Annotated in this window: 14 protein-coding genes and 1 other annotated feature; all 14 genes read left to right on the top strand. The window is 42.3% G+C overall.

The genetic code is table 11. From position 1 onward, the window contains the following. Positions 1–2: 2 nt before the first annotated feature. On the top strand, positions 3–422 hold the full coding sequence (locus tag CSV77_RS08180) for a Mini-ribonuclease 3 (RefSeq protein WP_099635781.1): 420 nt from the start codon (positions 3–5) through the stop codon (positions 420–422). After that, positions 419–1,177 carry a 23S rRNA (guanosine(2251)-2'-O)-methyltransferase RlmB gene (rlmB, locus tag CSV77_RS08175; RefSeq protein ID WP_099630524.1) on the top strand — a complete coding sequence of 253 codons (759 nt, stop codon included), beginning with the start codon at positions 419–421 and terminating at the stop codon, positions 1,175–1,177. Before CSV77_RS08180 ends, rlmB begins: the two co-directional genes overlap by 4 nt. After that, positions 1,174–1,689 (top strand): NYN domain-containing protein, encoded by a 516-nt coding sequence (locus tag CSV77_RS08170; RefSeq protein WP_099673000.1) that lies wholly within the window; start codon positions 1,174–1,176, stop codon positions 1,687–1,689. Before rlmB ends, CSV77_RS08170 begins: the two co-directional genes overlap by 4 nt. Positions 1,690–1,771: 82 nt before the next feature. After that, positions 1,772–2,410, top strand: a complete 639-nt coding sequence (gene sigH, locus CSV77_RS08165; protein ID WP_099673113.1) for an RNA polymerase sporulation sigma factor SigH — start codon at positions 1,772–1,774, stop codon at positions 2,408–2,410. Between the two features lie 81 nt (positions 2,411–2,491). Further along, the gene (rpmG, locus tag CSV77_RS08160; protein WP_099630526.1) at positions 2,492–2,641 is read left to right on the top strand and encodes a 50S ribosomal protein L33; all 150 of its coding nucleotides are present in this window, start codon (positions 2,492–2,494) and stop codon (positions 2,639–2,641) included. A 56-nt stretch (positions 2,642–2,697) separates the two neighbouring features. After that, complete coding sequence (gene secE / locus CSV77_RS08155) at positions 2,698–2,883, top strand: preprotein translocase subunit SecE (protein WP_099630527.1); 186 nt, start codon at positions 2,698–2,700, stop codon at positions 2,881–2,883. 107 nt (positions 2,884–2,990) lie between these two features. Further along, positions 2,991–3,527 (top strand): transcription termination/antitermination protein NusG, encoded by a 537-nt coding sequence (gene nusG, locus CSV77_RS08150; protein WP_099630597.1) that lies wholly within the window; start codon positions 2,991–2,993, stop codon positions 3,525–3,527. Between the two features lie 170 nt (positions 3,528–3,697). Beyond that, complete coding sequence (gene rplK / locus CSV77_RS08145) at positions 3,698–4,123, top strand: 50S ribosomal protein L11 (protein WP_029053289.1); 426 nt, start codon at positions 3,698–3,700, stop codon at positions 4,121–4,123. Between the two features lie 121 nt (positions 4,124–4,244). Next, on the top strand, positions 4,245–4,946 hold the full coding sequence (rplA, locus tag CSV77_RS08140) for a 50S ribosomal protein L1 (RefSeq protein ID WP_099672999.1): 702 nt from the start codon (positions 4,245–4,247) through the stop codon (positions 4,944–4,946). A gap of 40 nt (positions 4,947–4,986) precedes the next feature. After that, positions 4,987–5,126 (top strand) — a sequence feature (ribosomal protein L10 leader region). A gap of 30 nt (positions 5,127–5,156) precedes the next feature. Continuing rightward, a complete protein-coding gene (gene rplJ / locus CSV77_RS08135) occupies positions 5,157–5,657 on the top strand; it encodes a 50S ribosomal protein L10 (protein ID WP_099672998.1) in 501 nt (166 codons plus the stop codon). A gap of 67 nt (positions 5,658–5,724) precedes the next feature. Further along, positions 5,725–6,084: a 50S ribosomal protein L7/L12 gene (rplL, locus tag CSV77_RS08130; protein ID WP_085427471.1), complete on the top strand. Its 360-nt coding sequence runs from the start codon at positions 5,725–5,727 to the stop codon at positions 6,082–6,084. Between the two features lie 87 nt (positions 6,085–6,171). Then, the gene (locus CSV77_RS08125) at positions 6,172–6,774 is read left to right on the top strand and encodes a class I SAM-dependent methyltransferase (RefSeq protein ID WP_099672997.1); all 603 of its coding nucleotides are present in this window, start codon (positions 6,172–6,174) and stop codon (positions 6,772–6,774) included. Between the two features lie 221 nt (positions 6,775–6,995). Next, positions 6,996–10,541 (top strand): DNA-directed RNA polymerase subunit beta, encoded by a 3,546-nt coding sequence (gene rpoB / locus CSV77_RS08120; protein ID WP_199203723.1) that lies wholly within the window; start codon positions 6,996–6,998, stop codon positions 10,539–10,541. 175 nt (positions 10,542–10,716) lie between these two features. Continuing rightward, on the top strand, positions 10,717–14,310 hold the full coding sequence (gene rpoC, locus CSV77_RS08115; protein ID WP_099630533.1) for a DNA-directed RNA polymerase subunit beta': 3,594 nt from the start codon (positions 10,717–10,719) through the stop codon (positions 14,308–14,310). Positions 14,311–14,539: the final 229 nt, after the last annotated feature.

Raw genomic sequence — 14,539 nt, 5'->3', positions numbered from 1 at the left:
GTGTGGGGAATTTACGTGAAATAGACGTTAAACAACTCAATGCACTAGCACTTGCTTATATGGGAGATGCTGTATATGAAACAGCGGTTAGAGAGCATTTGCTACGCTGTGGCCGTGTAAAACCGCAAATTTTGCATAAGGAAGCTACACGCTTTGTCTCTGCAAAAGCACAGGCACGAATTATCCTGACGATGAGAGATCAACAATTTCTCACGGAAGAAGAATTGGCGGTAATGCGACGTGGTCGCAATGCGAAAGCGGGATCCGTCCCTAAAAACACTGACGTTACTACGTATAATTACAGCTCTGCATTCGAAGCAGTCCTCGGGTATGTACATTTATTGGATCGGCAAGAGCGTCTAGCTGAACTGATCGAGATGGCGATTCGACTAGTGGAGCATCCTGAGGAGGAGAAAGCATGACAGAGCTAGAAGTGGAATTGATTGGTGGAAGAAACCCTGTCGTAGAAGCGTTGCGTTCAGGTAGGCAGTTGAATAAAATCTGGGTGGCGGAAGGTGTAAATAAGAAAAGTATCGGCGAAATTATAAAGCTTGCTAAAGAAGCGGGGGTAGTTGTGCAGACGGCACCGAAGCAGAAATTAGATGGTATGACGGATCTGAGTCACCAAGGAATTCTCGCTTCGGTTGCCGCTTACGATTATGCCGAGCTGGAAGACTTATTTGCAATCGCTAAAGAAAGGCAAGAAGATCCGTTCTTTATCATTCTTGACGAGCTTGAAGATCCACATAATCTTGGATCTATCTTACGGACAGCAGACGCTTCAGGTGTGCATGGCATCATCATCCCAAAAAGACGCGCTGTTGGATTGACAGGCGTAGTAGCAAAAGCATCAACAGGTGCGATTGAACACATACCAGTTGTGCGAGTGAATAATTTATCTCAAACTGTGGATGAGCTAAAGAAACAAGGGGTGTGGATTGCGGGGACAGATGCATCCAATTCCACTGATTACCGCTATATGGATGCTACGTTACCTTTAGCTGTCATTATAGGTAGCGAAGGAAAAGGCATGTCACGCATTTTACGAGAAAGATGCGATTTCCTTTATAGATTGCCGATGGTCGGAGAAGTTACGTCTTTAAATGCTTCGGTAGCAGCGGCATTATTGATGTATGAGGTTCTACGAAAGCGTCAATCCGCTCAGGCTACATCATGAAAAAAGATGTGCTACTCGTTGATGGATACAACATCATCGGTGCGTGGCCTGAACTACAACAACTAAAACAAGAAAATTTTGCGCAAGCGCGTGATCGACTTATTGAGCGGATGGCGGAATTTCAGGCCAACAAGGGATGGCGTGTCATCGTGATATTCGATGCCCACCTAGCACCGGGTATCGAAAAACGAAAAAAACAATACCGCGTGGAAGTCGTCTTTACAAGAGAGAATGAAACGGCGGATGAGCGAATTGAAAAATTGGTTTCCGAATTATCCAATCGCTTGACGCAAATCCATGTAGCAACTTCAGATCTTGTAGAACAATGGGTAGTGTTTGCCCAGGGGGCCCTTCGCATCTCTGCACGGGAGTTGGAAATTGCTATGAAAGAAGTGGATCGCGTAATTGCGCAAAAGTTAAAAGATTCAATAAAACAACGGCCTCTATCAAAGATTCCTCTGACGGATGAAGTGGCAGCGGAATTCGAAAAAATGAGACGTGGTGGAAAATGAGTAGTTGACGTGAAAAAACACCACGTCTATACTGACATATAAAACCAATTAGTACTCTGGGGTGGAGAGGTTGGTGTGGGTCATGGAAAATGTGAAGAGTAAAAACGAGTATTCTAAACTATCTGATGAAGAAATGGTGGAATTGATCCATTTAGGGAATTCGGATGTATTAGAATTTTTAATAACCAAATTTCAACCGGTTGTCCGAATGAAAGCAAGAACGTATTTTATTATTGGTGGAGATCGTGAAGACATCATGCAAGAAGGAATGATCGGACTCTATAAAGCAATACGTGATTTCCGTCCTGATAGATTAAGCTCATTTAAAGTCTTCGCTGAATTGTGTGTGACGCGACAAATTATTACAGCTATTAAAACTGCCACGCGTCAAAAACATATTCCGCTTAATACATCTATTTCGTTGGACAAGCCGATGTTTGATGAAGATCATGAGCGAACGTTGCTGGATATCATATCGGGCTCTACGTTAGATGACCCTGAAGATTTAATCATCCATAAAGAAAACTTCATATTCATGGAAAAAGAGATGAACAAAGTGTTGAGCGGATTGGAAAAAGAAGTTTTAACATTGTACTTAGAAGGTCAATCCTATCGTGAAATTTCCGAAGTGCTAAATCGTCAAGTAAAATCAATAGACAATGCTTTGCAACGGATCAAGCGCAAACTGGAACACTCGATGGCAATGGATCTGGTACGTTAAACATATCGATAGTAAATTGACATATCGTTAGTTAAATGATACTCTTTAGCGAGACTATTGTCTTGAATTAGGTGAATCGAAATGTCGAAAAAAATAACTTTAAGCTGTGAGATATGTGGTTCGCGAAACTATTCTTTGCCCGCTGGCAACAACAGCCGTGAGGGAAGAATGAATATAAAGAAGTTTTGCAGTCATTGCAATGCGCATACATTGCATAAGCAAACCATTTGACCAGTTACATAGAGTTCGAGTGAGAACACTATGTCATTCGGAAGGGTTGGAGAAGAATGGGCAAGATTACCGATTTTTTGAAAAAAGTCGTTTCGGAAATGCGGAAAGTCAGCTGGCCGAAACGTAAAGAATTAACAAAGTATACTGTAGTTGTTATTTCGACGGTCATATTCATGGCTATCTATTTCTTCGTAGTAGATCTAGGCATCTCCGGAGTAATGAAATGGTATACAGGTCTGTAAAAATGAAAGTATGAATAGCGTGAGAATATCCCGTTTTGATGAATGAACGGGTTTTTTCAGCTTTACTTTAAGGGAGGGACGGACGCATAGTCCTCAATGTCATGGAAATGGATAAAAATTGGTATGTTGTGCATACGTACTCAGGTTATGAGAACAAAGTAAAGGCTAATCTTGAAAAGCGTGTTGAGACAATGGGCATGTCAGATAAGATATTTCGTGTCGTCATTCCGGAAGAGGAAGAGACGGATATTAAAGACGGTAAAAAGAAAACAGTTATGCGTAAAACGTTCCCGGGCTATGTTTTGGTTGAATTGATCATGACAGATGACTCTTGGTACGTTGTTCGCAATACACCAGGTGTTACTGGATTTATCGGTTCATCAGGTGGTGGGGCGAAGCCTACACCGTTGTTACCGGAAGAAGTAGAGTTCATCCTGAAGCAGATGGGTATGAAGGAACAGCGCGTAGATATCGATTTTGGTGTTGGAGAAAGTGTAACAGTGCTAGAAGGGCCGTTTGCACACTTTGAAGGTAAAGTGGAAGAGATTGAAATGGACAAAGGTAAAGTTGTCGTAAGTGTCGATATGTTCGGACGCGAAACGAAGATGGAGCTTTCGTTCGACCAAGTAGAAAAAATGGATTGATGGGTAATGGGAATTTCCCTCTTGCAAAATCTGTGTAATGGTGGTATCATTTCAAAGGTCAGACTTAGTCTGTACGGATTAACCAATTCTACCGACATCGTCGGCAGGCACATATTTGAGTGGGAGGGGCAACCCAATTACCACATCACGGACTTAAGGAGGTGTGTCTCGTGGCTAAAAAAGTTACTAAAGTAGTGAAATTGCAAATTCCAGCTGGTAAAGCAAATCCAGCACCACCAGTAGGGCCGGCATTAGGTCAAGCAGGTGTTAACATTATGGGATTCTGTAAAGAATTTAACGCTCGTACAGCAGATCAAGCTGGTCTAATTATTCCAGTTGAAATCTCGGTATTCGAGGACCGTTCATTTACATTCATCACAAAAACTCCGCCGGCAGCAGTATTGCTGAAGGTTGCAGCAAACGTTCAAAAGGGTTCAGGTGAGCCTAATAAAAACAAAGTTGCTACAGTTAAGCGTGATAAAGTTAGAGAAATCGCAGAACAAAAGATGCCGGACTTAAACGCGGCGTCAGTTGAAGCGGCGATGGCAATGGTCGAAGGTACTGCTCGCAGTATGGGATTCAAAATCGAAGACTGATTTTGGTTTTTCATAATACAGCAATTGTTTGAAGGTGAAGGCTGCGGTCGAATGAGATTCGCAGCCTTCATTAAGTGGGAGGTTTAATCCGTTAAAACCACAAATGAGGAGGAAAATTCTGATGGCTAAAAGAGGTAAAAAATTCGTAGATGCAGCGAAGCTTGTAGATCGTACAGCTACATACACTACGAAAGAAGCAATTGAACTTGCTAAAAAGACAACTACTACTAATTTTGATGCAACAGTTGAAGTAGCTTTCCGTCTTGGTATTGATACTCGTAAAAATGATCAGCAAATCCGTGGAGCAGTAGTGCTTCCGAATGGTACTGGTAAAACTCAACGCGTATTAGTATTCGCTAAAGGTGAAAAAGTTAAAGAAGCAGAAGCTGCAGGCGCAGACTACGTAGGCGACGCAGAATTAATTGCTAAAATTCAACAAGGTTGGTTCGAATTCGATGTAATCGTTGCTACACCTGACATGATGGGCGAAGTTGGTAAGATCGGTCGCGTTCTTGGACCAAAAGGTCTTATGCCGAACCCGAAAACAGGTACAGTAACATTCGACGTAACGAAAGCTATTGAAGAAATCAAAGCAGGTAAAGTTGAATACCGTGCGGACAAAGCTGGAATCATCCATGCGCCAATCGGGAAAGCTTCTTTCGATAACGAGAAGTTGGAAGAAAACTTCTTGACTATCTTTGAAACGATTCAAAAAGCTAAACCAGCATCATCAAAAGGAACATTCATGAAATCAGTAAACGTTACGACAACTATGGGTCCTGCTGTAAAAGTAGATCCGTCAAGCGTTACTGTTAAAAAATAATTGACAAGCATAAAGTGATCTGTTAAGATTACGCTTGTTATGATGATAACCATTTGTACCGAAGACAGCAGGTGTGGCTTGCCACTTAATGCTCCTGCCGAGGACAAGACGCTCTTTTTTAAAAGATGACGACTTTTCTGCCCTCATGTCTTAGACATTGAGGGCTTTTTATATCGGTATAAGTGACCCTAATTACCAGGAGGTGTCAACATGAGCAAAATTTTAGAAGCTAAACAAGCGGTCGTATCAGAAGTCGCTGAGAAGTTGCAATCAGCAGCATCTGTAGTAGTTGTCGATTACCGTGGTCTTACGGTTTCACAAGTTACAGAATTGCGTAAACAACTTCGTGAAGCGGGCATCGAGTTCAAAGTTTATAAAAACTCTATGGTGCGTCGTGCAACAGTAGTTGCAGGACTAGAAGGTTTGAATGAAAACTTGACAGGTCCAAACGCTATTGCCTTCTCTACAGAAGACGTAGTGGCGCCAGCTAAAATCTTAAATGATTTCGCTAAAAAGAACGATAAGCTTGAAATTAAAGCGGGTGTAATTGAAGGAAACGTTGCATCAGCTGAAGATGTGAAAGCATTGGCTACTCTACCGTCTCGCGATGGTCTACTATCTATGCTACTCAGCGTTCTTCAAGCGCCAGTACGAAACTTTGCACTTGCTACAAAAGCAGTTGCAGAACAAAAAGAAGAGCAAGGTGCTTAATTTCGCATTTTGACTATGACCGGAACAAACTAGCCGGTTAAATACAACTTTCCAGGAGGAACTTAAAATGACTAATGCACAAATTTTAGACGCAATCAAAGAAATGACAGTTCTTGAACTAAACGACCTTGTTAAAGCAATCGAAGAAGAATTCGGCGTAACAGCAGCAGCACCAGTTGCAGCAGCTGGAGCAGTTGCAGAAGCAGCTGAAGAGCAAACTGAATTCGACGTAATCCTTGCATCAGCTGGAGATCAAAAAATCAAAGTTATCAAAGCTGTTCGTGAAATCACTGGCCTAGGCTTGAAAGAAGCTAAAGCTCTTGTAGACGAAGCTCCTAAAGCTGTTAAAGAAGCAGCAACTAAAGAAGAAGCAGAAGAAATGAAAGCTAAACTTGAAGAAGTTGGCGCATCTGTAGAAGTTAAGTAATTTCTACTTCCCTGAGAAAAGCCCGTCTATCTGACGGGCTTTTTTCTTCATATACAGATAATGTAACTCTACGCAGGAGGTGTATGTATGGGAGAGCATTATTACTCAAAAAGTCCCCAGGTCTCAAGTGCCCCCAAGCAGTGGAAGGCTGAAATTCGCAACAAAGTCTTTTCATTCACAACGGATGCTGGTGTATTCAGTAAAGGTAGTATAGATGAAGGATCGAAATTGCTCGCTGAAACGTTTAAAGTGCCACCCGTCGGGGGAGACTTCTTGGAAATAGGTTGCGGCTATGGACCGATTGCCTTGTCTATTGCGTCAGATTTCCCTGAACGGCTTGTCCATATGGTGGATGTTAACGAGCGGGCATTGGCTCTTTGTAAAATAAATGCCCAGCAAAACAAGATCACCAATATACAAATTTATGAAAGTAGTGGAATCGATCAAGTTCAATCTGATGGTTTTGCTGCAATTATTACAAATCCGCCTATTAGAGCAGGTAAGCAAACAGTCTTTTCATTCTACGATGGTGCTTATGAAAAATTGGCTTCGGGTGGAGAGTTATGGGTTGTCATTCAAAAGAAACAAGGAGCTCCATCCACGATGGATTACTTGAAGAAGTTGTTTGGTAATGTGGATACGGTTGCCAAGAAAAAAGGCTACTTTATTTTGGTGGCGAAAAAAGTTTGACAGGATCGACATCTTGTAGTAGCATTATTGAATGCATAAATATTTATATTGCAGCTGTATGCCCTTTTGTGTGATGTAATAGAGGAATAGGCATATTGATGTTTGGATAAAGATTGTGAAATCGAAAATGAGCTCTTGTCGGAACTCGTTTTCTTTTTGTTTTTTCGAAGTCACAGCGGAATTTCTGATTTTGCAAAAAACTAATATTGTCTTAATGAGGGGTGAATGAGTTGACAGGTCATTTAGTTCAGTATGGTCAACATCGTCAGCGTAGAAGTTTCGCGCGAATCAAAGAAGTACTCGACTTGCCGAATTTGATTGAAATTCAAACGGCATCTTACGAGTGGTTCTTAGAAGAGGGGTTACGTGAAATGTTCCGGGATATTTCTCCTATCCAGGATTTCACAGGTAACTTATCCTTGGAATTTATCGATTACAAACTGGGTGAACCAAAATATCCGGTAGACGAATCAAAAGAGCGCGATGTGACATATGCCGCACCACTTCGTGTAAAAGTACGTCTTCATAACCAAGAAACTGGCGATGTGAAGGAACAAGACGTTTTCATGGGAGATTTCCCACTCATGACAGAAAACGGAACATTCATTATTAACGGAGCTGAGCGTGTTATTGTTTCACAGCTCGTTCGTTCGCCAAGTGTTTACTATAACGATAAGACGGATAAAAATGGTAAGCGTGGATTTGGCGCTACCGTTATTCCGAACCGTGGAGCATGGCTTGAGTATGAAACAGATGCAAAAGACGTAGTACATGTCCGTATCGACCGTACTCGTAAGTTGCCAATCACTGTTTTATTGCGTGCGTTAGGCTTCTCTACTGATCAAGAAATTATCGATTTAATCGGTGATAATGAGTATTTACGAAATTCATTAGAGAAAGATAATACCGAGACTTCAGAAAAAGCGATGCTTGAAATCTATGAGCGACTTCGTCCAGGTGAACCACCAACACTAGACAGCGCAAGAAGTCTTTTGTATTCGCGTTTCTTTGATCCGAAGCGTTACGACTTAGCGAATGTTGGTCGTTATAAAATGAATAAGAAGCTTCACTTGCAGAATCGACTGTTCAATCAAACGGCTGCTGAAACACTTGTTGACCCTGAAACTGGCGAGATTTTAGTGGAAAAAGATCAGCTAATCGATCGACGTACATTAGATAAATTACTACCGTTTTTATCTCAAGGTATCAATACTGAATCGATTGAACATGTAGGGTCTATATTGGAAGAACCAATGGTTATCCAGACGCTAAAGATTTACGCACCGAAAAGTGAAGAAAAGCAAGTGATTAATGTCATTTCTAACGCTGAAGTAGACGAGTCTATTAAACATATTACCCCTTCAGATATCGTTGCTTCTATTAGCTATTTCTTTAACCTCTTGCATGGTGTAGGGAACACGGATGATATTGACCATCTTGGTAATCGTCGTTTGCGTTCTGTTGGTGAATTACTTCAAAACCAATTCCGTATCGGTCTTTCCCGTATGGAGCGTGTGGTTAAAGAGAGAATGTCTATCAATGACACGCAATCTATAGTACCTCAACAATTGATCAATATTCGTCCTGTTATTGCATCAATTAAAGAGTTTTTCGGTAGCTCGCAGCTATCTCAGTTCATGGACCAAACAAATCCATTGGCTGAATTGACACATAAGCGTCGTTTATCTGCACTAGGACCTGGTGGTTTGACTCGTGAGCGAGCAGGAATGGAAGTTCGTGACGTTCACTACTCTCATTATGGTCGTATGTGTCCGATTGAAACGCCAGAGGGACCGAACATTGGACTGATTAACTCGTTGTCTACATTCGCGAAAGTGAATCAATTTGGTTTCATTGAGACTCCTTATCGTAAAGTAGATCCAGAAACGGGTCGCGTTACTTCACAGATTGATTATTTAACAGCAGATATTGAAGATAACTATGTAGTGGCACAAGCAAACGCGTTGCTTGAGGAAGACGGATCATTTACGAATGAAGGCGTCGTAGGACGTTTCCAAGGGGATAACACTGTATTCCGCCGTGAACAAATGGATTATATGGATGTTTCACCTAAGCAAGTTGTGTCAGCGGCTACTGCATGTATTCCTTTCCTAGAAAATGATGACTCTAACCGTGCGTTGATGGGTGCGAACATGCAACGTCAAGCAGTTCCTTTGTTAAATCCGGAAGCGCCATTTGTGGGTACAGGTATGGAGCATATTTCTGCACGTGATTCAGGAGCAGCTGTTGTTTCTAAATATCACGGTATCGTAGAACACGTAGAAGCTAAGGAGATTCGTATTCGCCGTATTGAAGAAGTGGGCGGTAAAGAAGTCAAGGGTGACCTTGTCGTTTGCCGTTTATCTAAATTCATTCGTTCGAACCAAGGAACTTGCTATAACCAACGTCCAATTGTAAAAGTTGGCGACCGTGTCAAACCGCTTGATATTCTTGCGGACGGACCATCAATGGAACAGGGAGAACTCGCGCTTGGACGTAACGTTCTAACTGCGTTCATGACATGGGATGGTTACAACTACGAAGATGCGATTATCATGAGTGAGCGTCTGGTGAAAGATGATGTATTCACGTCTGTTCATATTGAAGAATATGAATCGGAGGCACGTGATACGAAGCTTGGGCCAGAAGAAATCACGCGTGATATTCCAAACGTCGGAGAAGATGCATTACGCAACTTGGATGACAGAGGAATTATTCGTATCGGTGCAGAAGTACGAGATGGAGATATCTTGGTCGGTAAAGTAACGCCTAAGGGAGTTACGGAATTGACTGCGGAAGAACGTCTTCTACATGCAATCTTTGGGGAAAAAGCACGTGAAGTCCGCGATACTTCATTACGTGTCCCTCATGGAGCAGGCGGAATAGTTCTGGATGTCAAAGTCTTCAACCGTGAAGATGGCGATGAGCTATCTCCAGGAGTAAATCAGTTAGTACGAGTATATATCGTACAGAAGCGTAAAATCTCTGTTGGAGATAAGATGGCAGGACGTCACGGTAATAAGGGGGTTATTTCCCGAATCTTACCTGAGTCGGAAATGCCGTTCCTTCCAGATGGTACACCGATCGATGTTATGTTAAATCCACTAGGTGTTCCGTCACGTATGAATATCGGACAGGTTCTTGAAATGCATCTTGGTATGGCTGCGCGTAGTCTAGGTATTCACACTGCATCTCCTGTATTTGACGGTGCAAACGAAGAAGACGTTTGGGCTACAATGGAAGAAGCAGGAATGGACCGTGACGGTAAAACCATGCTATACGATGGTCGTTCAGGTGAACCATTTGATAACCGCGTATCAGTCGGCGTTATGTACTTAATCAAACTTGCCCACATGGTAGATGATAAGTTGCACGCACGATCTACTGGACCATACTCACTCGTTACACAACAACCACTCGGCGGTAAAGCCCAGTTCGGTGGACAGCGTTTCGGGGAAATGGAAGTATGGGCGCTAGAAGCATATGGTGCCGCTTATACATTGCAGGAAATTTTAACAGTCAAATCCGATGATGTCGTAGGACGTGTGAAGACATACGAAGCGATTGTCAAAGGTGATAGCGTACCTCAACCAGGTGTACCGGAATCATTTAAAGTACTAATCAAAGAACTTCAAAGTTTAGGGTTAGATGTGAAGATGTTGACGGAAGACTTCGAAGAAATTGAGTTACGTGATTTAGACGACGAAGAAGACTTGCAACCAACTGACGCATTGAACTTGATTAAAGAAGATCAACCGATCGCCTAAAGCAGATAGTGCTGATCTGAAATGTAAATAAAACAAACAAAAATGAATAGAAGAGGGCTTCGAGCACCCTCTTCTATTTTATTCAGTAAGAAGAATGTCTTACATGAATGTACTACTACAAGTTAAGTTGACTGATAAGCCGTTATGGCGATTAGACTAAAGGGAGGTTGGCTCCTTGATAGATGTTAATAATTTTGAGTATATGAAAATTGGCCTTGCTTCACCTGACAAGATTCGTTCTTGGTCGTATGGAGAAGTAAAAAAACCTGAAACGATCAATTACCGTACATTAAAGCCTGAGAAAGACGGATTATTCTGTGAGAGAATCTTCGGTCCGACGAAAGATTGGGAATGTCACTGTGGTAAATATAAGCGAGTCCGTTATAAGGGCGTTGTTTGTGATCGTTGTGGCGTAGAGGTAACGCGTCAAAAAGTCCGTCGCGAACGAATGGGACATATTGAGCTTGCGGCACCTGTCACACATATTTGGTACTTCAAAGGAATTCCGAGCCGTATGGGCTTGATTTTGGACATGACACCACGCGCATTGGAAGAGATTATCTACTTTGCATCTTACGTAGTTGTAGAACCGGCAGATACGCCACTTGAACGCAAGCAATTGCTTTCTGAGAAAGAGTATCGCTTGTACCGTGAAAAGTATGGTTCCAAATTCCAAGCTGCAATGGGAGCGGAAGCAATCGAGCAACTACTACGTGCAATCGACTTGGATAAGGAAACAGATTCGTTGAAAGAAGAGTTGAAAACAGTACAAGGTCAGCGTCGTACACGCGCAATCCGACGTCTAGAAGTCGTGGAATCTTTCCGTAACTCTGGAAACCGTCCGGAATGGATGGTACTCGAAGTACTTCCAGTTATCCCCCCTGAATTGCGTCCTATGGTACAGCTAGACGGAGGGCGTTTTGCAACATCTGACTTGAATGATCTTTATCGTAGAGTTATTAACCGGAATAACCGTCTAAAGCGTCTATTGGATTTAGGAGCACCCGGCATTATCGTCCAGAACGAGAAGCGTATGCTTCAAGAAGCGGTAGATGCACTTGTAGATAATGGTCGTCGTGGAAGACCTGTAACAGGTCCAGGAAACCGTCCATTGAAATCACTTTCTCATATGCTAAAAGGTAAGCAAGGGCGTTTCCGCCAGAACTTACTTGGTAAACGTGTAGACTATTCTGGTCGTTCGGTTATCGTAGTAGGTCCTAACTTAAAAATGTACCAATGCGGTCTGCCTAAGGAAATGGCGATCGAGCTATTTAAGCCGTTCGTTATGAAAGAATTAGTGGAACGTAACTTGGCGCATAACATCAAAAGTGCTAAACGTAAGATTGAACGTCTTCATTCCGAAGTATGGGATGTATTGGAAGACGTCATCAAAGAACATCCAGTGCTTCTTAACCGAGCACCGACACTTCACCGTCTGGGGATACAGGCGTTCGAACCGATACTGGTCGAGGGGCGTGCGATTACGTTACACCCGCTCGTATGTACAGCTTACAACGCTGACTTCGATGGTGACCAAATGGCTGTTCACGTACCACTATCCGCTGAAGCTCAAGCTGAAGCACGTCTATTGATGCTAGCTGCTCAAAACATTTTGAACCCGAAAGACGGAAAACCAGTTGTAACTCCTTCACAGGATATGGTTCTTGGAAACTATTACTTAACAGTCGAGCGAAAAAATGCGGCTGGAGAAGGTTCTGTGTTTAGTGATCCGAATGAAGCGTTAATCGCCTATCAAACAGGACATGTTCACTTACATTCCCGCATCGCGGTACAGGCTGGCAGTATTAACAACCCAACGTTTACGGATAAACAAAATAGTCAGCTATTGTTAACGACTGTAGGTAAAATCATTTTCAATGAGATTTTACCGGAAACGTTCCCGTACATCAACGAACCGACGAATCATAACTTACAGGTAGAAACACCTGACAAGTACTTCATCGACGGAACAGTAAATGTTAAGGAACACCTGCAAGAAGCAGAACTAATCACGCCGTTCAAAAAAGCAATCCTTGGGGAAATTATCGCGGAAATCTTCCGTCGCTTCCACATTACAGAAACTTCTAGAATGTTGGATAGAATGAAAAACCTAGGATTTAAATATTCTACTCGTGCTGGAATTACAATCGGTATTTCCGATATCGTGGTCTTGCCGAATAAAGCAGAAATTCTTCATGAAGCACAAGAAAAAGTTGATAAAGTCACGCAGCAGTTCCGACGTGGTTTAATTACCGAGGAAGAGCGTTATGATCGTGTCATCTCTTATTGGAGCCATGCGAAGGATATCATTCAGAATAAGCTAATGGATTCATTGGATATTGAAAACCCGATCTTCATGATGAGTGACTCCGGAGCCCGTGGTAACGCATCAAACTTTACACAACTTGCTGGTATGCGTGGACTAATGGCCAACCCGGCTGGACGGATTATCGAACTTCCGATCAAATCTTCCTTCCGTGAAGGTCTGACAGTACTCGAATACTTTATCTCTACACACGGTGCACGTAAAGGTCTTGCCGATACAGCACTGAAGACTGCCGATTCAGGTTACTTGACTCGTCGTCTCGTAGACGTAGCGCAAGATGTTATCGTTCGTGAAGAAGATTGCGGAACAGACCGTGGTCTTGCAATTACTGCATTAACCGAAGGAAATGAAATGATCGAAACATTGTTTGAGCGTATTGAAGGTCGTCACACGAAGAAGACTATCAAACATCCGGAAACGGGTGAAGTCATTCTTGCGAAAAACGGGTTGATTACTGCGGACATAGCGAACATAGTAATTCAAGCTGGTATCGAAGAAGTGACGATTCGTTCTGCATTTACATGTAATACGAAGCACGGCGTATGTAAAAAATGTTACGGTATCAACTTAGCCACTGGAGAAACGGTAGAAGTAGGGGAAGCTGTGGGAATCATTGCAGCGCAATCTATCGGAGAGCCAGGAACACAGTTAACGATGCGTACATTCCACACAGGTGGAGTTGCCGGAGATGATATTACGCAAGGTCTTCCACGTATTCAGGAAATTTTTGAATCTCGTAATCCGAAAGGTGTAGCGGTTATTTCTGAAATTGCAGGTACTGTTATTGAAATTGATGAAATCCGTGAAGGCTTGAAAGAAATTACTATTGAAGGTGAAGTGGAAACACGTAAATATCCTACGTTGTACAATGCGCGCTTGAAGGTAGAAGTAGGCGATGTGGTTGAGCGTGGGCAAACTATTACTGAAGGTTCTATTGACCCTAAACAATTGATCGTTGTAAAAGACGTTTCAACTGTACAAGAGTATCTCTTGAAAGAAGTTCAAAAAGTCTACCGTATGCAAGGGGTAGAGATTGGTGATAAGCACGTTGAAGTAATGGTACGTCAAATGCTTCGAAAAGTTCGAGTAATTGAAGCAGGAGATACTGATCTTCTTCCGGGTTCATTATTGGACATTCACCAATTCTCTGAAGCGAACGAAAAGGTGTTGTTAGCAGGTAAAGTTCCAGCTACCTCACGTCCGGTAATTCTCGGAATTACGAAAGCTTCACTTGAAACAGAATCATTCTTGTCAGCCGCATCATTCCAGGAAACGACAAGAGTTCTTACAGATGCAGCTATTAAAGGTAAAACAGATGAGTTGCTAGGTCTGAAAGAAAACGTTATTATCGGGAAATTGGTCCCTGCAGGTACTGGAATGCAGAGATACCGCCAAATAAAAATGCAACACGATCAAGTAGAAGAGACTATTCCAGCTGAATAAAAATAAACGGGACATCGCTCCCGTTTATTTTCTTAAATTCGTTGACAAGTTATTGTAGAGATGATAATATACAAAAGGTTGATAGTTGTTGACCGTTAACTTTTCAGGAAGAAAAAACTCTTTCGAATAAGTACAAGGCGATAAGCAATCATCATTATAAAATAACAGTAAGCTGAGATCTCTGGTGTTACTGTCACCCGTTTTTGTGTGTGCACGCACAAAAACTTTG

This window comes from Sporosarcina sp. P16b (assembly GCF_002743065.1).
Classification (GTDB): Bacteria; Bacillota; Bacilli; order Bacillales_A; family Planococcaceae; genus Sporosarcina.
This window is presented reverse-complemented; position numbering and strand designations above follow the sequence as displayed.